Here is a 20323-nt window from a genome sequence, read left to right on the forward strand (position 1 = left end):
CTCAGTCGTCCAGCAACAACAGCGCCTGGTTGGCCAAGGTCGACAATTCGAAGGGCTTGATCAACAGCGCCGTGCCTGGCACGTCCAATATGTGCGGCTCCAGCGGCTGATCCACATAGCCGGTAATGAACAGTATCTTCTGGTCAGGGGTGATGGCGCGCATGGCTCTGGCCATCTGGCGACCACTGAAGCCTTCAGGCAGCCCGATATCGGTGATGACCAGCTCGTACGGGCCCTTGTGACGAAAACACTCCAGCGCGGAATTGGCGTCTGTCACATCACTAACGGTAAAACCCCGCTCGCGCAGATACTCGGCCATGACTGCGCGCAGGCTGTGCTCGTCGTCGACCAACAACACCCGCTGCCCGCTTGCCCGTGACGCCTGCGGTACTGGCACAGCAGGGGCTTGCGGTATGGCTTCCAGGCATCGCGGGAACAGCATGCAGACCTTCGTACCTTGGTCGGGTGACGATTCGATCCACACGTAACCGCCTGATTGCCCGACGAAGCCATGCACCATCGCCAGCCCCATCCCAGAGCCCCGCCCAATCGGTTTGCTGGTAAAGAACGGCTCAAAGGCCCTGGCCACATCCTCAGCCGACATGCCGTGGCCATCGTCGATCACCTGCAGCCCCAGGTAGTCCCCCGGCGGGAGCCCTCCTTCTTCAGGAAACGCCGAGGCCAACCGTGTGTTGATCGTGCGAATCGCAACATTGCCCCGGCCCAGGCAGGCTTCACGAGCATTGGCGCACAGATTGATCAGGGTGGTTTCCAGTTGGCCGGCATCCAGGCACACGGTCCATGGCTCGACATCCATCTGCCACGACAGAGACACCTCAGCCCCAAGCACATGGCGCAACATCGGCTCCAGAGTGGTCAGGTGGGCATTCACGTTCAAAGGTGCCGGGGCAAGAGGCTGATGGCGGGAGAACGCCAGCAGGCGGTGGGTAAGGCTCATGGCCCGCTGCACCGAATCGCGCGCCATCTCCACGTAGCCTTCGATAGCCTCCGTCCGGCCTTGGCTCAGACGCCGTTGCAGCAACTCCAGGCTGCCGCCGATTCCTGACAACAGGTTGTTCATCTCGTGGGCCATGCCGCCAGCCACTTGACCGACAGCCTCCAGCCTTTGGGTGTTGCGCAACAGTATCTGGGACTGGCGCATGGCCTCTTCACGGTCGGCGGTAATGTCCCGCCCCACGGCAGTCAGCACCGAACCGTCGAAGCTGCCACTCCAGTGGAACCAGCGGTAATGCCCGTCGACATGGCGCACGCGTGTTTCAAGCTCTGCAGGCCCTGTACCGTTGACGAAATCGATTGCAGCTGCCTCGACTTCTTCCCTGTCGGCCGGATGAACCAAGTCCAGGATCGACAAGCCCTGTATCTGAAGCTCGCTCCAGCCCAGGGCGCGATGCCAGGCCGGATTTGCCCCGATCATCATGAGGTCCAGGCTCACCGTGATCATGACATCACGTGACAGGCGCCAGATGTAATCACGGTCAGCAATGTATCGCGCTATCTGTCGCTCGAATGACTGCGCCTGTTCGCGCCACCTGTCATGCACTGCAGCGCTGGCAGAGCTCTGGATCACCGTATGCAGCATGCCGACTACTTCATAGTGCTCGTCACGAATCGGCGCATAGCTGAACACGAACCACCCCTGGGCTCCCGTCTTTGCGCCTGTGATCTGATGAGGCTGATCCTCGACAAAACTGGTTGTACCTTCCAGCGCCTTGAACACCCACCGGCCGATATCGTTCCACACGCCCTTCCACAACGCATCGAAACGCATGCCCAGCGCGTGGTCCCGGTCACCGATCAGTGCGATGTAGGCATCGTTATGAACAACGTTCATGTTCGGCCCCCAGACCACGGCACTGGGAAATGACGACGTCAGCATCATGTCGATTGCAATGCGCAAGGTGGCATCCCAGTGCGGCAAAGGCCCAAGGTCCGTATCCCGCCAATCGAACTGCACGATCTTCTCTCGCATGCCAGCCGTCGACTGTGGAGGGGTAGACAATGCCATGCCACGCGGCGAGATATCGCAAGGTGTACTGTTATCGGCCAAAACGTGGGTTCCACCGTTGCTCAAGGTTCAAGGACGTGCTCCTGCATCATCGACTCCATGGTCAAGCGCTGCAATAGGCTGTATGCGGGTCGCAGCGATTTTGACAGCGATGCACCGCCAGTGTTTCCAACGCCAGCTATGCTTTATTGGCTTCCCGCGCCATGTGCTGGCTTCCCCGTTCGATTACAGGCAGGAGTGCCGTGATGAGCAAGAAAATTCTGGTGGTACTGACCAATACCGCCAAATATCCGACCCTTAATCGCGCAACCGGTTTATGGCTGGGTGAAGCTGTGCATTTTGTAGACGCGGTTCAGCAAGCAGGTCATACAGTGGACTACGTTAGCCCCAGCGGCGGATACGTGCCAATCGATCCGCACAGCTTGCAGATGGCCCCCGAGCTGGATTGGCGCTACTACACCGACAAGGCATTCATGAACCGCCTGGGCGCCTCGCTAAGCCCCGGCCAGGTCATGGGAGAGGAATACTGTGCCATGTACTACACCGGCGGCCATGGTGTGATGTGGGACTTCCCTGACGACCCGCAATTGCAGGCGCTGGCGCGCAGGATCTACGAGAACAACGGCGTGGTGGCCGCCGTGTGCCATGGCGTCGCAGGGCTGCTGAACATCAAGCTCAGTGACAACAAGTTGCTGCTCAAGGACCGCCAGGTCACCGGATTCTCCAATACCGAAGAAAAGCTTGCCGAGCTTGAGGAGGTGGTGCCTTTCCTCACCGAAAACGAACTGGTCGCACGGGGGGGCAGTTACAGCAAACATGATGATCCCTGGAAGCCCTTCGTGGTCTGTGACGGCCGCCTGATCACAGGGCAAAACCCCGCCTCGACGCATTCACTGGCAGAAAAAGTGCTCCAGGCGCTCAAGCCGTAACCATTCGTACGCGCCAACCGCGCGAATCCTCAGTCAAACACGGTTGGGGATTACAGTGGCGACTACGCAGAAAACATAGGCTCTCCGGTCAATTGTCCATCTCGGACAATTCGAACCAGGAGGGCTGCAATCCTATGTCGAAATTCAAGGTTCTCGGTCGCAGCATGATGGCGCTGCTGCTGACACTGGCGATCAGTTTGATACCCGTTGCGTCAGGCTTGATGGTGATGATCTACCAGCACGATAACAAGCTCAAAGAGACGGCTCGCGTATCGTTGAAGGAAGCCATTTTTTCCATTGATCTGTCCCTCAACCGCTTGCACGACGCGGCCTTGGCGGCAATGCCACTGGCGGGCAGTGCTTGCGAGACAGCCAGGACGCACTTGCTGAAACAAATTCAGGATGTTCGATACCTGCGAGCGCTGGCATTGGCTGTCGATGGCCGTACGTACTGTGACACGCTGGTTCCGCCGAGTGCACAAAACCGGTTTTCGCCTGACCTTGAGGCTCCGGTGCAACTGATCTTCGACTCGCCCGCAGCGCCTAATGAAGTGCTTGTGGCCTACCAGCTTCGTGATGAAAATCTGAGTGTGATCGCATCGACCTCCGGCTTGGAACTGCGCAACGAACTGCGCGCATTTCAAACCGGGCTGGTGTTGCTCCTGGAGTTCGGGGATTTTTACATCTGGGCCGATGGCGACAGCCGGGACCCTACCCGCCCCTCGCAGTCCGAGTTTTCAATGACCGGGACATCGGACAAGTACGGCTACACCGTGAAAGTCGGCTACCCCGACGGCTTTGCCGCTGATGAAAGGCGCCATATGCTGATGCAGATGCTGCCATCGCTTACGTTGATCGGCATCATCACAGGGTCGATCGTCTACTGGGGGCTGTTCAGGCAGTGGCGTAAAGCGGAACGTACCGCCGCCCCAAAAAAGTGACGGCGGTACACTTCAGTTATTGAACGTCGAGCACGCCCCGGCGAACCTGGTCGCGCTCGATCGACTCGAACAGCGCCTTGAAGTTGCCTTCGCCAAACCCGTCATCACCTTTGCGCTGGATGAACTCGAAGAACACCGGCCCGAGCAGGGTTTCAGAGAAGATCTGCAGCAGCAGGCGCTTGTCGCCGGCCTCGGAGGCGCCGTCGAGCAGAATGCCGCGAGCCTGCAGTTGGTCAACCGGCTCACCGTGCCCTGGCAGGCGCTCCTCGAGCATTTCGTAATAGGTCTGCGGCGGTGCAGTCATGAAGCGCATGCCGTAGCCCTTGAGTGCATCCCAGGTCTTGAGCAGGTCATCGGTAAGGAAGGCGACATGCTGGATGCCCTCACCGTTGAACTGCATCAGAAACTCTTCGATCTGCCCGGCCCCTTTGGACGACTCCTCATTGAGCGGGATGCGGATCATGCCATCCGGAGCGGTCATGGCCTTGGAGGTCAGGCCGGTGTACTCGCCCTTGATGTCGAAGTAGCGGATTTCGCGGAAGTTGAAGAGCTTCTCATAGAAGCCGGCCCAGTAAGCCATACGGCCGCGATACACGTTGTGAGTCAGGTGATCGATGATCTTCAGGCCTGCGCCGGCCGGGTTGCGGTCCACGCCTTCGATGAAGTTGAAGTCGATGTCATAGATCGAGCTGCCTTCTTCGAAACGGTCGATCAGGTACAGGGGGGCGCCGCCGATGCCTTTGATCGCCGGCAGGCGCAGTTCCATCGGGCCGGTTTCGATCTCGACGGGCTGGGCGCCCAGTTCCAGGGCACGGGCGTAGGCTTCATGAGCGTTGCGCACGCGGAACGCCATGCCACACACTGACGGCCCATGCTCGGCTGCAAAGTAGGAGGCGATGCTTTTCGGCTCATTGTTGAGAATCAGGTTGATGCCACCTTGCCGATACAGGTGCACGTCCTTGGAGCGGTGTGTGGCGACCTTGGTGAAACCGAGCATCTGGAAGACGGGCTCAAGAACGCCTGGGGTTGGCGATGCCAGTTCAATGAATTCAAAGCCCATCAGGCCCATAGGGTTGTCGAAGATATCAGCCATGTTCGTGTCCTCATCTGCAGCGAAAATTATTGTGTGCCGGGGATGTGGTACGAAAATGGCGGCGAGCAGGGGATGCCGCGCACGCTTCTGGCGAGGAAGTCACCAATGATCAGCTTGAACCCTTGGTTTGTCATATAGTCCCATTCTCGGTGGGGATGATCCTTCAGTGATGAAAGACCTTATTGTTGTAATCGTAAACCGATTCTACAGTGCGTAAATTTCTTTGTCGCGCATTCGTTCTCCGACTGCGCCGACAAACGGCTATCCTCAGTCATTTCAAGTCAAGATTACGCCAACATGCCCCTGCGCAGTAAAAGACCCGCCCGCTGGAGCTGGCGCACCCTCCTCCCATGGGGCGTTGGCATCTTGCCCCTGGCGTTCGGCCTGATCGTGATGCACTGGCAAATCGAGCGCGAACTGCGCGCCAGCAGCCAGGCCACCACACGGCAAGTGGTCGAACAGGTCGAGCATATTCTCGGCAGCCTTTCCGGTGCCGCTCAGACGCTGCTGCCATTGGCGGGCAGCCCGTGCGCGCAAGCCGAACTGGCCTTGCGCAAAGAGGTGACGCGCAACGCCTTCGTGCGCTCGACCAACCTGTTCCGGCAAGACACGCTGTACTGCACCTCGCTGTTCGGCGAATTCGACGAGCCGGTGGACCCCCGCGACTACAGCGATGGAAAGCTGTGGCTGATGAACGGCAACTCCGTGACACCAGGGCACCCATTGCTGGTGTATCGGGCCAGTGACGGCGACCGAGGCGCCATCACCACTGTCGATGGCGACCATTTGCTGACCGCGCTGCGCCTTATCGGCCCCAGCGAGGCACTGCATTTACGTGTCGGCACGGCGTGGATGGGCAAGGATGGCGTGGTGCATCAAGGCCTGCCACCCCCTGCAGCCATTGGCGACGTGACACTCGGGTCGACGCACTACCCTTTCAGCGTCCACGGCGGTTACACCGCCGACAAACGCAGCGAATTGCTGCGCAGCCGCTACCCGGCACTGCTCAGCTTGCTGCTGTTGCTCGGTGTTGCAGCCGGTTGCACCTGCCGCTGGCAAATCCGCCGCGCCAACTCCCCCCGCGCCGAACTGCGCCGTGCGCTGGAAGCTGACGAGTTCCTGCCGTTTTTCCAGCCGGTTGTGCGCAAAGGCGATTATCGCTGGGCAGGCGCCGAAGTGCTGATGCGCTGGGATCACCCGCACGAGGGCCTGGTGCGCCCCGACCTGTTCATTCCCTATGCCGAACACAGCGGTCAGATCGTCGACATGACCCGGGCATTGATGCAGCACACTGCGCAAAGCCTGGCGCCTTACGCAGCATTGCTGGAAGACGGCTTCCACATCGGCATCAACATCACGGCCGATCACTGCCGTGACCTTGCCCTGATCGACGACTGCCGCACGTTCCTCGAACACTTCCCCCCCGGGCGGGTGGTGCTGACGCTGGAGCTGACTGAGCGCAAACTGATCGAGGCCAGCGCAGTGACCCTCGAACTGTTCGAACAGCTCCATGAGATGGGCGTGATGATCGCACTGGACGACTTCGGCACAGGCCAGTCCAGTCTCAATTATCTGCGCCAGTTCAAGGTCGACTACCTGAAGATCGACCAGAGCTTCGTGGCAATGATCGGCGGTGATGCGCTGTCACAGCATATCCTCGACAGCATCATCGAACTGTCGGGGAAGCTGGGCCTGGGCATCGTTGCCGAAGGCGTGGAAACCGAAGTGCAGCGCGATTATCTGGCCCAGTATGACGTGGACTTTCAGCAGGGCTATCTGTTCGCCAGGCCAATGCCGGCAGCGCAATTTCTCCAGGCGCTGGCCACGCGACCAGGCGTGCCGCGGTTGCCGCATGACGCGGCCCCTGAGATCATGCGCGGCTGATCCCACCGCCCACCCCGCTATTCGAGGCATTCGTGTCAAAAGGCATTCTCTGTTCGGTCATGGCCTCCTGCCTGTTCGCCGTGATGTACTTCTATACCTCCCTGCTCACTCCGCTCGATGGCGAAGAGATCTTTGGCTGGCGCACGCTGCTGACGCTGCCCTGCCTGACACTGTTCATGCTGGCCAGCAAAGACTGGAAGCGGGTCGGTGACTTGCTCGCGCGCGTGCGCCAGACCCCAGCGCTGCTGCTGGGCATGGTGGGCACCTCATGGCTGATGGGCGTGCAACTGTGGCTGTTCCTCTGGGCGCCCCTGCACGGGCGTAGCCTTGAGGTGTCGATGGGCTACTTCCTGCTGCCGCTGGCGATGGTGCTGACGGGCCGCCTGGTGTACGGCGAACGCCTGTCACGCCTGCAAAAAGTGGCGGTGGCCTGCGCTGCGCTGGGCGTGGCGCACGAGCTTTACCAGCACGGCAGCTTCGCCTGGGAAACCATGCTGGTGATGATCGGCTACCCCGTCTACTTCGTGCTGCGCCGGCGCTGCCGCACCGACCACCTGGGCGGCTTGTGGTGCGACATGTGCCTGTTGCTGCCCTGGGCCCTGTACTTCGTCAGCCAAGGCCCGCTGTCCAGTGCTGACCTGGTCGCGCATCCTGGCCTGTACGGTTTGATTCCACTGCTCGGCGCGATCAGTGCCTCAGCCCTGATCGCCTATGTGCTGGCCAGCCGACTGCTGCCGTTCAGCCTGTTCGGCCTGCTCAGCTATGTCGAACCGGTGCTGCTGGTGGGCGTAGCGCTGCTGCTGGGCGAGACGATCGGCCCGGATCAGTGGCTGACTTACCTGCCGATCTGGGCCGCGGTCCTGGTGCTGGTGCTTGAGGGTTTCAAGCACCTGCTGCGCCAACGTCGCCGTTCGGTTTAAGGCGCACCTGGCGCACCCGCCGTTCTTCCACCGCCACCACCGTCATGCTCCAGCCGTTCCAGGCCAGGTGGTCACCGACCACTGGCAGGCGGTCGAGCAGGCTCATCACCAGGCCGGCAAGGGTCTGGTAATCTTCGGTCGCACGCGCGCTGAAGCCGGTGCGCGCCTGCACCTGGCTGAGGTTCAGCGCGCCGCTGACGACGAAGCCATCAGCGTCTTCGACGATCGCCGGGCCTTCCACCTCGCTGGCATCCGGCAGCTCACCGGCGATCGACTCGAGAATGTCGGTCATGGTCAGCAGGCCGGTGAAGTCACCGAATTCGTTGACCACGAAGGCGATGTGCGTCGACTGGCTGCGCATCTGCTCCAGCGCGTTGAGGATGCTGAAGCTTTCCAGCAGATTCAACGGCGCCCGGGCCATGCGCTCAAGGTCTGGCTGGTTGCCAGAGAGCAGCTCTTTGAGCAGTTCTTTCTTGTGCACAAAGCCCAGCGGCTCGTCGATGCGGCCGTCACGGATCAGCGGCAGGCGCGAGTAAGGTGAGTTGGCCAACGCCTCGGTAATCGTCGCCGCAGGCTGCGCCAGGTCGAGGACGTCGACTTCGGTACGGGCAGTCATCACCGTGCGGATCGGCCGCTCGGCCAGGTTCAGCACACCACTGATCATCACCCGTTCACGGCGGTCGAACAGCACATGTTCCTCACCGCCCGCGACCAGGTCAGCGATCTCCTCACCGACCTCGTCAGCCTCCACCCTGCGCCCGCCGAGCAGGCGCAGCACAGCGTGGGCGGTACGCTCACGCAGTGGCCGGTGCTGCTGCAGGCTACGCTTGCGGCGAGCACGGGCCAGCTGGTTGAACAGCTCGATCAGGATCGAGAAACCAATGGCCGCATACAGATAGCCTTTGGGGATATGGAAGCCCAGGCCTTCGGCGGTCAGGCTGAAGCCGATCATCATCAAGAAGCCCAGGCACAGCATGATCACCGTCGGGTGAGCGTTGACGAAGCGGGTCAGCGGCTTGCTGGCGACGATCATGATGCCGATCGAGAAGATCACCGCGATCATCATCACCGACAGGTGTTCGACCATACCCACTGCAGTGATCACCGCGTCCAGCGAGAATACGGCGTCGAGCACCACGATCTGCGCCACGATGGGCCAGAACGCGGCATGGCGCACCGCGCCACTGGCTTGGGTGACATGGCCTTCGAGGCGTTCATGCAACTCCATGGTGGCCTTGAACAGCAGGAACACACCGCCGAACAGCATGATCAGGTCACGGCCGGAGAAGCTCTTGCCGAACACCTCGAACAACGGCGCGGTCAGGGTGACCATCCACGAGATACTGGCCAGCAGGCCCAGGCGCATGATCAGCGCCAGGCTCAGACCGATCACCCGCGCGCGATCGCGCTGATGCGGCGGCAGTTTGTCGGCCAGGATGGCGATGAACACCAGGTTGTCGATACCCAGCACCAGCTCGAGGACGATAAGCGTCAACAGGCCCAGCCAGGCCGTGGGGTCGGCTAGCCATTCCATTAGCGGGTACTCACGAAAGAAGCGTCACGAAGACGGGTGAAGGATGGCCAGGACGGCCGAAAACTGGGGGGTTCCGCGAAGGTGCTCATGGGGACCTGGATAGAAGATAGGGAAAATAATCCTACAAGAGCGAAACATCATTCTGATAGCGCCAAACTATTACAAAACCTGTACGCGATTTGGCAATGGCAGCGTACGCGCTATCAACAGCTCGTGGGAAGGGGCGGCAGAGCACACCTGACGCCCATTCCAGCACGCGTTACCTCTGCAAAAGGTTTGTTCAACCGCCCCCTGACGCCAGTTCAGCTCAAGGCATCACCGGCGGCACATACTGCAAGGTCGTCCCCAACGCCCAGAGCAACACCAGCACCAGCGGCACGTGCACCAGCAGTTGCACGAACGAAAAGCCGATCAGGTCACGCGCTTTCAGGCCCAGCACCCCGAGCAGCGGCAGCATGTAAAACGGATTGATCAGGTTCGGCAGCGCCTCGGCGGCGTTGTAGATCTGCACTGCCCAGCCCAGGTGGTACTGCAGGTCATTGGCCACCAACATGACGTAGGGCGCTTCGATGATCCACTTGCCACCCCCCGAGGGGATGAAGAACCCCAGCACCGCCGAGTACACGCCCATGAGCACGGCATAGGTGTCATGGGTGGCGATCTGGGTGAAGAACAACGAGATGTGGTGGGCCAGGGTCTGCTCGTCGACTCCCTTCACCTGGGTGAGGATGGCGGCGATCGAGCCGTACAGCGGGAACTGGATCAACACCCCGGTGGTGGTCGGCACCGCACGTGCCACGGCGTCCAGGAAGCTGCGTGGGCGCCAGTGCAGCAAGGCGCCAAGCATGATGAACAGCAGGTTGTAGGTATTGAGCCCGGAGATTGCGGTAATGGCAGGCTTGGTGGCGAACTCTTGGTACAGCCAGCCGCCAGCCAGCGCCACCATCAGCAGGATCAGGATCGGGCTGTATTCCAGCCATTCACCCGGGCGCGTGCGCTGGGGTGCGGGCGGTGCGGTGAAGCTGGGGTCGACGCCGCAGTCTTCGGCACTGCGCGCACTGTTCGGGCCAGGTGCGGTGGCGTAGGCGATCACCAACGAGACGATGACCAGCGCGGCCAGCAATACCCCGGACTGCCAGAGGAAGATGGTCTCGGTGAATGGGATCACGCCGGTAATCGACAAAATGGACGGCGGCAGGCTGGCCGGGTTGGCCTGCAACTGCGCCGCTGAAGACGACAGCCCCAGGGCCCAGACGGCCCCCAGGCCAAGGTACGCAGCAGCACCGGCGGCGCGGTAGTCCATCTTCAGGTCACTGCGCCGTGCCAGCGCGCGCACCAGCAGGCCACCGAACACCAGGGACAGGCCCCAGTTGAGCAAGGATGCCAGCATCGAGATCAGCGCCACCCAGCACACCGCCGAACGGCCGTTCTTCGGCACCCGCGCCAGGCGATCGATCAGCCGAGCGGCAGGGGGCGAGCTGGCCACCACATAGCCGCCGATGACCACGAAGGCCATTTGCATGGTGAACGGGATCAAGCTCCAGAAGCCATCGCCAAAGGCCTTGGCGGTATCGGTAGGTTTGGCGCCCATGGCCATGGCGCCAAGGCATACCAGCACCACTGCCAGGGCGGCGAACACCCAGGAATCGGGGAACCAGCGCTCGGCCCAGTTGGAGCAACGCAGGGCAAATCGGGCGGAGCGGCTGTCTTGGATTTCAGCGGCCACGGTAACTTCCTTTTTATTGGTTTTATGGGGTGTAACGTTTCAGGCACAACGCACAAAACCCTGTGGCAGCAGCGCCACCGTCGAAAGCGTTGGTGCATTCACCAGCGCATTCGCCGTTGCCGCCACTGCCACAGGGCTGGGGAGGTGTATCAGAAAGACATTTCCTTCACATCGTCCGGCACGATCAGCTTGCCGGCGGTTTTCGCGACGATTTCTTCGACGCTCACCCCCGGTGCGGTTTCGCGCAGGATGAAGGCACCGTTTTCGATCTCCAGGTAGGCCAGGTCAGTGAGCACCTTGCGGATGCAGCCGGCGCCGGTCAGCGGCAGGCTGCAGCGTGGCAGCAACTTGGACTCACCGTCTTTCGAGGCGTGAGTCATGGTGACGATGATGTTCTCGGCACCGGCGACCAGGTCCATCGCGCCGCCCATACCCTTGACCAGCTTGCCCGGGATCATCCACGAGGCGATATTGCCCTCGACATCCACTTCGAAGGCGCCGAGCACAGTGAGGTCGACATGGCCGCCACGGATCATGGCGAACGATTGTGCCGAATCGAAGATCGAGGCGCCGCGACGGGCGGTGACGGTCTGCTTGCCGGCATTGATCATGTCGGCGTCGATCGTGCTCTCGGTAGGGAATTCGCCCATCCCCAACAGGCCATTTTCCGACTGAAGCATCACATCCATGTCAGCAGGGACGTAGTTGGCCACCAGGGTGGGGATGCCGATGCCGAGGTTGACGTAGAAGCCGTCCTGCAGTTCGCGTGCGACGCGTTGTGCCATCTGTTCGCGGGTCAGTGCCATGGTGAAAGTCTCTTTATTGTTCTGGAGGACGGCGCTCAGGCCTTGACGGTGCGCTTTTCGATGCGTTTTTCGAAGGTGCCGACGATGACCCGGTCGACGAAGATGCCAGGGGTATGGATCTCGCTGGGCAGCAGCACGCCTGGCTCGACGATTTCTTCGACTTCGACCACGGTGATCTTGCCGGCGGTGGCGGCCAGCGGGTTGAAGTTTTGCGCGGTGTTGCGGTAGACCACGTTGCCGTAGTGGTCGGCCTTCCAGCCTTTGACGATGGCGAAGTCACCGGTGATCGATTCTTCCAGGATGTAGTTGCGGCCCTTGAACTCGCGCACTTCCTTGCCCTCGGCAACTGGCGTGCCGTAGCCGGTTGCGGTGAAGAAGGCCGGGATGCCGGCGCCGCCAGCGCGCATTTTTTCGGCCAGGGTGCCTTGCGGGGTCAGTTCCACTTCCAGCTCGCCACTGAGCAACTGGCGCTCGAATTCGGCATTCTCGCCGACGTAGGAGGCAATCATCTTGCGGATCTGCCGCTCTTCCAGCAGTACGCCCAGGCCAAAGCCATCGACGCCGCAGTTGTTGGAGACCACGGTGAGGCCCTTGACGCCACGGCGCTTGATTTCGGCAATGAGGTTTTCCGGGATGCCGCACAGGCCGAAGCCGCCGGCCAGTACCGTCATGTCGTCGGTCAGGCCTTCGAGGGCCTGTTCATAGGTTGCTACGCGCTTGTCCAGTCCGGCCATGCTGATCCGCCTTTTGTAGTTGTTGACCGACGAGGCTGTCGGTGAGCGTGTGCAGGCATCTTCACCGCTGGCGACTGATTTGTTAATTTTGTTTTCGTCATCGATTGATAACTTTTTCAAAACAACCTGTGAGCCCGCCATGAACGTCAAGCAACTGCGCGCATTCGTCGCCGTGGCCAAGTACCAGAGTTTTGCCCAGGCCGGCGAACACCTGCATGTCTCGCAACCGGCGCTGAGCCTTACCATCAAGGCACTGGAGGAGAACCTGGGTGGCGCCCTGCTCACCCGTACCACGCGCAGCGTCAGCCTGACCGCCGAAGGTGAGGTCCTGCTGCCACTGGCCCGGCGCCTGCTGGCCGACTGGGACGACACCGAGGAGATGCTGCGCCAGCGTTTTACCCTGCAATTGGGGCGGGTGTCGGTGGCGGCCATGCCGGCGTTTGCCGGCAACCTGCTGCCCCACTCACTCAAGGTGTTTCGCCAGCGTTACCCTAAGGTCAACGTCACGGTGCACGATGTGATCAACGAGCAGGTTCTGGAACTGGTGCGCCACCGCCGCGTCGAACTGGGCATCGGCTTCGAACCGGAAAACACTGACGGCCTGCGCTTCCACCCGCTGTACCTGGACCGTTTCGTTGCCGTGGTGCCCACCGACTCCCCGTTGTCCGAGCTGGCCGAAGTCAGCTGGGCGCAGTTGCTGGGCGAAGATTTCATCGCCCTGCAGCGCCCTTCCGCGGTGCGCCTGCTGCTGGAGCAGAACGTGGCGGCACTGCACGGCAAGCTGGCGGTGGCGTTTGAAAGCCACCAGCTCTCGACCATTGGCCGCATGGTCGCCAGTGGGCTGGGCGTGAGCGCGGTGCCGGCGCTGTGCATCAACCAGATGCAGGAGCTCGGCGCGCGTTGCATTACCCTAGTACAGCCCACTGTCGAACGGCGGATCGGCGTAATCGCCTTGAGCGACCATAAACTGTCCACTGCAGCGCAGGCGCTGCTTGAGGTACTGCTTTCCCATACCCAGATTCCGGAGGTGACATGCGTTACATGAAACTGGCAGGTTGCGACGTGCCGGCCATCGGCCAGGGCACCTGGTACATGGGCGAAGACCCGGCACGCAGGGCTGCTGAGGTTGCCGCCCTGCAACACGGCATCGATCTGGGTATGAACCTGATCGACACCGCCGAAATGTATGCCGAAGGTGGCGCCGAAGAAGTGGTCGGCCAGGCTATCGCCGGGCGGCGCGATCAAGTCTTTTTGGTCAGCAAGGTGTACCCGCACAATGCCAGCCGGCGCGGCGTCCCCGCTGCCTGTGAACGCAGCCTCACTCGCTTGGGCACCGATGTCATCGACTTGTACCTGCTGCACTGGCGCGGCCAGTACCCGCTGGAAGAAACCGTCGAGGCGTTCGAACGCTTGCGCGAACAGGGCAAGATTCGCCGCTGGGGTGTTTCCAACTTCGATGTCGACGACCTGATCGAGCTGGACCGCCCTGACTGCGGCACCAACCAGGTGCTGTACAACCCCGTGCAGCGTGGCATCGAGTTCGACCTGCTGCCCTGGAGCCGGCAACACGGGCTACCGACCATGGCCTACTGCCCATTGGCCCAGGCCGGCAAGCTGCTGCAGCATCCGTTATTGCACGAGATTGCCGAGCGCCATGGGGCCACCCCGGCGCAGGTCTGCCTGGCCTGGGTGACGCGCGAGGACGGTGTCATCGCGATCCCCAAAGCGGTGTCGCCGGAGCACGTAAGGTTGAATGCGGCAGCCGCAGGCTTGACCTTGACCAGCGAGGACTTGCAAGCCATTGACCGGGTATTCCCGGCGCCAACACGCAAGCAGCACCTGGCAATGGTTTGACAGCGCGACAACAACGGCGACTGGGGCTGCTGTGCAGCCCGTTCGCCGGTCGAATCAATGAAAGTCCCGGCTGCGCACATCCAACCCCTGCAGCAACACACTGACATCCTCCAGCCGCCGTGCAATCAGGTGCCGCACCCCGTCCTGCTGTTCCAGGCGGCCATTCACCTTGAGCAATCGAGCCCCCACCAGCGCACGCCGCTGCCGCTCGGCCAGCGCGCGCCAGACCACCACATTGACCATGCCGAATTCATCCTCAAGGGTGACGAAGGTCACCCCGCTGGCGGTCTGTGGCCGTTGCCGCCCCACCACCAGGCCGGTCACGGCGACTGCATCGCCATGCTCAACGCCCGCCAACTCATGCGAGCTGCGACAGCCCAGCGCCCGCAGACGCGGGCGCAACAAGGTCAGCGGGTGAGGCCCCAGCGTGGTTCCCAAGATGGCGTAGTCGGCCACCAGGTCTTCGCCCACGGTAGGCACAGGCAAGGCCACCGCGGCTTCGGGCGTTGCCTGCAGCTCGGCGAACAGGGGCAGTTGCGGCTGCACCGCCGCGACCTGCCAGCGCGCCTGGTAGCGGTCACGTGCCAAGGCGCGCAACGCACCGGCATCGGCCAGCCGGGTGCGGGCGCTGCTGTCGAGGCCGGCACGCAAGCACAGGTCCTCGACATCGCGCCACGGCCTGAGCGCCCGCGCCGCTTCGAGCCGGCGAGCGTCGGCTTCGGCGAAACCGCGGATTTGCCGCAACCCCAGGCGGATGGCAAGGACACCCTCGGCAACCGCTTCCAGCGTGCAATCCCACTGGCTGTGGGCGACATCCACCGGCCGTACCTGGATCCCCTGGCGGCGTGCCTCCTGCAACAGTTGGTCGGGGCTGTAGAAGCCCATCGGCCAGCTATTGACCAGCGCACAGGTGAAAATCGCCGGTTCATGGCATTTGAGCCAACTGCTGGCATAGCACAGCAAGGCGAAACTGGCGGCGTGCGACTCCGGGAAGCCATAACTGCCAAAGCCCTTGATCTGTTCGAATATGCGCTCGGCAAACGCCAGGTCGTAGCCGTTGCGCAGCATGCCCTGCACCAGCCGTTCGCGGTGTGGTTCCAGACCGCCATGGCGCTTCCAGGCGGCCATGCTACGGCGTAACTGGTCGGCCTCGCCCGGGCTGTAGTCTGCGGCCACCATGGCCAGTTCCATCACCTGCTCCTGAAACAGCGGCACGCCCAAGGTACGCTCGAAGACTTCCTTGAGCTTGGGCGATGGGTAGGTCACCGGCTCCTGCTTCAAACGCCTGCGCAAGTAGGGGTGCACCATGTCGCCCTGAATCGGCCCCGGGCGCACGATCGCGACTTCGATCACCAGGTCATAGAAGGTGCTGGGCTTGAGCCGTGGCAGCATGGCCATCTGGGCGCGTGATTCGATCTGGAACACGCCCATGGTCTCGGCGCGGCTGATCATCGCGTAGGTGGCCGGGTCTTCGGGAGGGATCGTCGCCAGGGTCAGGTGTCGCCCCCGGTGCTGCTGCAGCAGGTCGAAACAGCGGCGCAAGGCACTGAGCATACCCAGGGCGAGCACATCGACCTTGAGCAGGCCGACCATGTCCAGATCGTCCTTGTCCCACTGGATGACCGTGCGCTCAGCCATGGCGGCGTTCTCGACCGGCACCAGGTGGTCCAGCGGTTGCTCGGAAATGACGAAACCGCCTGGGTGCTGCGACAGATGGCGGGGGAAGCCTATCAGCTGCCCGGCCAGCACCAGAATGCGCCGCAGCGAAGGACTGCCGGGCTCGAAGCCGGCCTCGGCCAGGCGTTGCTCATCCGGGATGCGGTCGGTCCAGCGGCCACAGCACTTGGCCAGGGCATCGACCTGGTCGGCAGGCAACCCCAGCACACGGGCGACATCACGCACCGCGCCAGCAGCATGATAGGTGTTGACCACCGCAGTGAGCGCTGCGCGGTGCCGGCCATAACGGCGGAAAACGTACTGGATCACTTCTTCGCGACGGTCGTGCTCGAAGTCGACGTCGATGTCCGGTGGCTCGTTGCGCTCGCGTGACAGGAAACGCTCGAACAGCAGCCGGTGCTTCATTGGGTCGAGTTCGGTGATGCCCAGCACGAAACACACCACAGAGTTGGCCGCCGAACCGCGGCCCTGGCAAAGGATGTGCTGGCTGCGGGCAAAGGCAACGATATCGTGCACAGTCAAAAAGTAGCTTTCGTAGCCAAGCTCAGCGATCAGCGCCAGCTCCTTGGCCAGCACCTCGCGCACCTTGTCGCTCGCCCCCGCCGGCCAGCGGTGGGCCAGCCCACCCTCGCACAGCTGGCGCAACCAGCTGGCCGCGGTCTGCCCCTCGGGCACCAGTTCACGCGGGTACTGGTAGCGCAATTGGCCCAGGTCGAACTGACAGCGTTCGGCAATGCAGAGCGTTTCGCTCAGCAGGTCGGCCGGATAGAGTTCGGCCAGTTGCTCCAGCGTGCGCAGGTGACGCTCGCCGTTGGCAAACAGATACCGCCCTGCCTGGGCGACGGTGCAACGCTGGCCGATAGCGGTCATGCAATCCTGCAAGGCCCGCCGGCCGCGGACATGCATGTGTACGTCACCACAGGCCACGGCGCGAATGCCCAGTTGCCCGGCCAGGCCACGCAGCTGGGCCAGGCGGCGCTCGTCATCACTGCCACGGTGCAGGTGCACACCCAGCCACAGGCGCTCGCCGAACACGCCCTGCAACCATTGACCGGTTGCCAGGTCGCTGGAGTCCTCGGCAAGCCATAACGCCAGCAACCCTTGATGCAGCTCGCGCAGGTCGTCATGCAACAACTGATAGTCGCCCTTCTCCGCTCGCCGACGCGCACGGGTGATCAAGCCGCACAGGTTCTGGTAACCACCCAGGTCCTGGACCAGCAACACCAGCTTCGGGCCATCGTGCACGCGCACTTCACTGCCGACTATCAAGCGTATCTGCTGCGCTTTGGCAGCCTGCCAGGCACGCACGATGCCGGCCAGGGTGCACTCATCGGTAATCGCCAGGGCCTGGTAACCCTGCTCCCGCGCCCGGCGCAGCAGTTCTTCGGCGCTGGATGCGCCGCGCTGGAAGCTGAAGTTGGACAGGCAATGCAGTTCGGCGTAACCCGGCGCGCTCATGCGAACCAGCCCTGCAGCCACAAGGCACCGGGCTGAGCCAGGTCGCGGTAGGCCCAGCCGCGCAGGCCTTCACGCGTTTCGATGCGGTAATAGTCGCGGCGCACATCACCGCCATCCCACCAGCCCGACTCGATACGCTCAGCCTGCCCCAGCAACCTGTGAACGCTGGGGTCCAGTGCCAGTGGCTGGGGCAACAACCAGCCTGGGCGGCTCCCAGGCAAGGTGGGCAGGCTGCCCTGCCCGCCATACTCGGCGGCCTGCCAGGCACATTCGGGGCGGTGGTCGGCTTCAGCGCGCAGGCCCGTGACCGCGTCGTCGCCCAGCCGGGCACGCAAGCGCTCACGCAGTTGCTCCCAGGGTTGGGCCTGCTGGGCCCGTGGGTCGAACAACGCGTGGTGCTGGGGCACGAAAGCCGGCAAGTCATCGGCCACCAGGCGCAGATTACGCACCGGTGCCGGGATGCGCAGCGGTTCCAGGCGCCCGCGCGCCAGTTCGAAGAGCATTGCCGCATCACGTTCTGCCGCCAGCAGGCCGACCTGCAGTGGCGTGTCCGGCCCCTCGGCGTGCTCCAGGTACAGGCTGAACCGCTGTACACCGCAGTCCCGCCCGGCCAGGAAGGCAGCCAGGTCGTTGAGCATGCGCCGCAACGGGAACAGCAACGCCTGGTGCGATTCCACGTCGAAGTTGAGCTCCAGCCGCGTTTCGAAGCGGTCCGGCGGCTGATAGAAGCTCAAGCCAAGCGTACGCAGCCCCAGCAGCTGGTCCAGGTGCAACTGGACCTGGGCACCGAAGCGTCTGGCCAGGGCATCACGCGGCAAGGCCAATACCTGGTCAAGCTGATGCAGCCCCATGCTGGCGAACGCTTCAGCGGCGTCCTGTGGCAACCCCACCCGCGCAATGGGCATGCGCGCCAGCGCTGCGCGGGTTGCTTGCGGGCAGCTCAACGCCAGGCCGTCATGACCATTGGCAAGCATGCGCGCCGCCACCGGGTTGGTGGCCAGGACAATCCGCTGACGCAGCCCGAGGGCTGCGAGCTCCTCGCGCAGACGCGCCTCGAACACGGGCCAGGGGCCAAACAGTTGCAGGCTGGAGCCCACTTCCAGCAACACGGCACGCGGGTAATGCAAGCTGACCTGGGCACTGAAGCGGTACGCCCAGGCCGCCAGCAATTGCTGCAGTTGCTCGATGCGCGCCGCGTCTGCTTCAACGCAGGTGAAACCGTCGGCCAAGGCGCGGGCGGCGGTGAGGGTTTGCCCAGCACGCAGACCGAGCGCTGCCGCAGCAGGATTCACCGCTTGCAACACACGCCGTTGTGCCGGCCCGCCGATCAGCACCAGGGGCGCATCGGCGTCATCACGTTCACGCAGGATCGAGTCCAGCGCCAATTGCGGCAGTAGGATGCAGGCCCAGAGCATGTTGCATCACCCCTGCCAGGCACAGGGGATGGCTGCAGCCGGCGGCAAGCCACCGCGGCACTTGAGCACACGCCATTGCGCGGGCCGCGCGTCGATGGCGATGCGTACCGCGGCCGGGGATGGATTGTGCGCAGCCTGCTGCGGCCGGCAGGCAAAAGCCAGTGCCTGCCCGGTTTCTGCCGCCACCTGCAGGCGACGCAACGCACGGTCATCGGCTCGCTCCGGCCAGCACAGTACTGCGGCGCAACTGCCAGAACGCAGGCACTGCTCGGCAGCCCAGAGGGCATCAGCCTGCTGGGCATCGACCTGGACCAGCCAGCGCAAGTCCACCCCGGCCGCTTGCCATGCCGGTGCGTAAGGAATGAAGGGAGGCGCCACCAGCACCACTCGCCCGCCATCGGCGGTCAGCCGGGCCAATGAGGGCCACAACAGTTGCAGTTCGCCACACCCAGGGCTGGCCAACAGCAACTCGCTCAGCGCAGCTGCGGGCCAGCCCCCCTCGGGCAGCCGTTGATCAAGCGGCGCATGGCCGGTGGGCTGCAACCCGGCCGGCCGTACCCGCGCCTGCCGGCCGCGCCAGACCTGGCGCTGGTCCAGCAAGCGGTCAAGGTCGACCACCGCGCCCATCAGTCGCGCCTCAACAGGCCGCAGAACACGCCTTCGATGAAGAATTCGCGCTCAGGCCCGACATCGATCGGCGCATAGGCAGGGTTGCGTGGCAGCAGCCGATAGCCGCCGGGTTGGCGTTGCAGGCGTTTGATGGTGACCTCGCCGTCGAGGCGGGCGACCACGATCTGGCCATCGCGGGCCTCACCTTGCTGGCGAATACCCACCAGGTCACCGTCGAAGATGCCGTCATCGATCATCGAGTCGCCGCGCACCTTGAGCAGGTAGTCCGGTGTACGCCGGAACAGGCTGGGGTCAATCAGCAACTGCTCGTGAATGCCCAGGTCGGGGCCGATCGGCGCGCCTGCAGCCACCTGGCCGAGCACGGGCACTTCGAGAATTTCCGGGCGGCGCAAAGGTGCGGCCAGGCGGATGCCACGTGCCTGATTGGGCGTGACGTCGATGTAGCCGGCCTGGCACAGGGCAGTGATGTGCTTGCGCGCAACACTGCGGGATGCGAAGCCGAAACGCTGGGCGATGTCGGCAAGGCTCGGCGGCTGGCCATGATCGGTGATGCGTTCACGGATGAAGTCGAGGATTGCGCGGCGTTTTGGGGTAAGATTGTCCATGGAGCACATTTGTACTCTTTTCCGCGAAGACTGAACAGCCCCCTTCGTCGCTGGGTTTGGTTATGATGCCCCGACCTGTGTTTTCTACTGC

General features: G+C 62.8%; 16 protein-coding genes. 6 read left to right on the forward strand and 10 right to left on the reverse strand.

The annotated features are described in order from the left end of the window. Nucleotide 1: 1 nt before the first annotated feature. Complete coding sequence (locus tag JNA92_RS16585) at nucleotides 2-1990, reverse strand: hybrid sensor histidine kinase/response regulator (RefSeq protein ID WP_241805755.1); 1989 nt, start codon at nucleotides 1988-1990, stop codon at nucleotides 2-4. 281 nt (nucleotides 1991-2271) lie between these two features. On the opposite strand from JNA92_RS16585, the gene JNA92_RS16590 reads away from it, so the two are divergent. Further along, on the forward strand, nucleotides 2272-2955 hold the full coding sequence (locus JNA92_RS16590; protein WP_241805756.1) for a type 1 glutamine amidotransferase domain-containing protein: 684 nt from the start codon (nucleotides 2272-2274) through the stop codon (nucleotides 2953-2955). A gap of 134 nt (nucleotides 2956-3089) precedes the next feature. Beyond that, nucleotides 3090-3896, forward strand: a complete 807-nt coding sequence (locus tag JNA92_RS16595; RefSeq protein WP_241805757.1) for a CSS-motif domain-containing protein — start codon at nucleotides 3090-3092, stop codon at nucleotides 3894-3896. A 16-nt stretch (nucleotides 3897-3912) separates the two neighbouring features. Here JNA92_RS16595 and hppD read toward each other — a convergent pair whose 3' ends face one another. After that, nucleotides 3913-4989, reverse strand: coding sequence for a 4-hydroxyphenylpyruvate dioxygenase (gene hppD, locus JNA92_RS16600; RefSeq protein WP_241805758.1), 1077 nt, complete (start codon nucleotides 4987-4989; stop codon nucleotides 3913-3915). A gap of 297 nt (nucleotides 4990-5286) precedes the next feature. On the opposite strand from hppD, the gene JNA92_RS16605 reads away from it, so the two are divergent. Beyond that, complete coding sequence (locus JNA92_RS16605) at nucleotides 5287-6873, forward strand: EAL domain-containing protein (protein WP_241805759.1); 1587 nt, start codon at nucleotides 5287-5289, stop codon at nucleotides 6871-6873. Nucleotides 6874-6905: 32 nt separating this feature from the next. Further along, nucleotides 6906-7793: an EamA family transporter RarD gene (gene rarD / locus JNA92_RS16610; RefSeq protein WP_241805760.1), complete on the forward strand. Its 888-nt coding sequence runs from the start codon at nucleotides 6906-6908 to the stop codon at nucleotides 7791-7793. On the opposite strand, the gene JNA92_RS16615 is transcribed toward rarD, so the two are convergent. The 4 genes from JNA92_RS16615 to JNA92_RS16630 all read right to left on the reverse strand — a co-directional run bounded on the left by JNA92_RS16615 (nucleotide 7756) and on the right by JNA92_RS16630 (nucleotide 12593). Beyond that, complete coding sequence (locus JNA92_RS16615; RefSeq protein ID WP_241805761.1) at nucleotides 7756-9327, reverse strand: TerC family protein; 1572 nt, start codon at nucleotides 9325-9327, stop codon at nucleotides 7756-7758. The genes rarD and JNA92_RS16615 overlap by 38 nt on opposite strands. Nucleotides 9328-9634: 307 nt before the next feature. Continuing rightward, nucleotides 9635-11053 carry a short-chain fatty acid transporter gene (locus JNA92_RS16620; protein WP_241805762.1) on the reverse strand — a complete coding sequence of 473 codons (1419 nt, stop codon included), beginning with the start codon at nucleotides 11051-11053 and terminating at the stop codon, nucleotides 9635-9637. Nucleotides 11054-11202: 149 nt separating this feature from the next. After that, entirely contained in the window at nucleotides 11203-11859 is a 657-nt protein-coding gene (locus tag JNA92_RS16625) for a CoA transferase subunit B (protein ID WP_241805763.1), read from the reverse strand. Between the two features lie 35 nt (nucleotides 11860-11894). Continuing rightward, nucleotides 11895-12593 carry a CoA transferase subunit A gene (locus JNA92_RS16630; RefSeq protein WP_241805764.1) on the reverse strand — a complete coding sequence of 233 codons (699 nt, stop codon included), beginning with the start codon at nucleotides 12591-12593 and terminating at the stop codon, nucleotides 11895-11897. A gap of 139 nt (nucleotides 12594-12732) precedes the next feature. Between JNA92_RS16630 and JNA92_RS16635 the strand changes: the two genes are divergently transcribed. Together JNA92_RS16635 and JNA92_RS16640 are read left to right on the forward strand one after the other, a co-directional pair. Further along, complete coding sequence (locus JNA92_RS16635) at nucleotides 12733-13638, forward strand: LysR family transcriptional regulator (RefSeq protein WP_241805765.1); 906 nt, start codon at nucleotides 12733-12735, stop codon at nucleotides 13636-13638. Further along, nucleotides 13626-14447, forward strand: a complete 822-nt coding sequence (locus JNA92_RS16640) for an aldo/keto reductase (RefSeq protein WP_241805766.1) — start codon at nucleotides 13626-13628, stop codon at nucleotides 14445-14447. The genes JNA92_RS16635 and JNA92_RS16640 overlap by 13 nt, the downstream gene beginning before the upstream one ends. A gap of 54 nt (nucleotides 14448-14501) precedes the next feature. Here the strand turns inward: JNA92_RS16640 and JNA92_RS16645 are convergent, their stop codons facing one another. From JNA92_RS16645 to lexA, 4 genes are read right to left on the reverse strand one after another with little or no spacing between them, the layout of a single operon-like run. Continuing rightward, on the reverse strand, nucleotides 14502-17582 hold the full coding sequence (locus tag JNA92_RS16645) for an error-prone DNA polymerase (RefSeq protein WP_241805767.1): 3081 nt from the start codon (nucleotides 17580-17582) through the stop codon (nucleotides 14502-14504). Continuing rightward, nucleotides 17579-18997 (reverse strand): Y-family DNA polymerase, encoded by a 1419-nt coding sequence (locus JNA92_RS16650; protein ID WP_241805768.1) that lies wholly within the window; start codon nucleotides 18995-18997, stop codon nucleotides 17579-17581. Before JNA92_RS16650 ends, JNA92_RS16645 begins: the two co-directional genes overlap by 4 nt. 6 nt (nucleotides 18998-19003) lie before the next feature. Then, the gene (gene imuA / locus JNA92_RS16655) at nucleotides 19004-19624 is read right to left on the reverse strand and encodes a translesion DNA synthesis-associated protein ImuA (RefSeq protein ID WP_241805769.1); all 621 of its coding nucleotides are present in this window, start codon (nucleotides 19622-19624) and stop codon (nucleotides 19004-19006) included. After that, a complete protein-coding gene (gene lexA / locus JNA92_RS16660; RefSeq protein ID WP_241805770.1) occupies nucleotides 19624-20241 on the reverse strand; it encodes a transcriptional repressor LexA in 618 nt (205 codons plus the stop codon). The genes imuA and lexA overlap by 1 nt, the downstream gene beginning before the upstream one ends. Nucleotides 20242-20323: the final 82 nt, after the last annotated feature.

This window comes from Pseudomonas putida, assembly GCF_022627325.1.
GTDB lineage: Bacteria > Pseudomonadota > Gammaproteobacteria > Pseudomonadales > Pseudomonadaceae > Aquipseudomonas > Aquipseudomonas putida_X.

Bases quoted from the DNA above. Each gene is read 5' to 3' on its own strand.
- JNA92_RS16630 (WP_241805764.1), bottom strand. From the start codon at position 12,593: ATGGCCGGACTGGACAAGCGCGTAGCAACCTATGAACAGGCCCTCGAA.
- JNA92_RS16650 (WP_241805768.1), bottom strand. From the start codon at position 18,997: ATGCTCTGGGCCTGCATCCTACTGCCGCAATTGGCGCTGGACTCGATC.
- JNA92_RS16625 (WP_241805763.1), bottom strand. From the start codon at position 11,859: ATGGCACTGACCCGCGAACAGATGGCACAACGCGTCGCACGCGAACTG.
- lexA (WP_241805770.1), bottom strand. From the start codon at position 20,241: ATGTGCTCCATGGACAATCTTACCCCAAAACGCCGCGCAATCCTCGAC.
- imuA (WP_241805769.1), bottom strand. From the start codon at position 19,624: ATGGGCGCGGTGGTCGACCTTGACCGCTTGCTGGACCAGCGCCAGGTC.
- JNA92_RS16635 (WP_241805765.1), top strand. From the start codon at position 12,733: ATGAACGTCAAGCAACTGCGCGCATTCGTCGCCGTGGCCAAGTACCAG.
- hppD (WP_241805758.1), bottom strand. From the start codon at position 4,989: ATGGCTGATATCTTCGACAACCCTATGGGCCTGATGGGCTTTGAATTC.
- JNA92_RS16590 (WP_241805756.1), top strand. From the start codon at position 2,272: ATGAGCAAGAAAATTCTGGTGGTACTGACCAATACCGCCAAATATCCG.
- JNA92_RS16595 (WP_241805757.1), top strand. From the start codon at position 3,090: ATGTCGAAATTCAAGGTTCTCGGTCGCAGCATGATGGCGCTGCTGCTG.
- JNA92_RS16585 (WP_241805755.1), bottom strand. From the start codon at position 1,990: ATGCGAGAGAAGATCGTGCAGTTCGATTGGCGGGATACGGACCTTGGG.
- JNA92_RS16605 (WP_241805759.1), top strand. From the start codon at position 5,287: ATGCCCCTGCGCAGTAAAAGACCCGCCCGCTGGAGCTGGCGCACCCTC.
- JNA92_RS16645 (WP_241805767.1), bottom strand. From the start codon at position 17,582: ATGAGCGCGCCGGGTTACGCCGAACTGCATTGCCTGTCCAACTTCAGC.
- JNA92_RS16615 (WP_241805761.1), bottom strand. From the start codon at position 9,327: ATGGAATGGCTAGCCGACCCCACGGCCTGGCTGGGCCTGTTGACGCTT.
- JNA92_RS16640 (WP_241805766.1), top strand. From the start codon at position 13,626: ATGCGTTACATGAAACTGGCAGGTTGCGACGTGCCGGCCATCGGCCAG.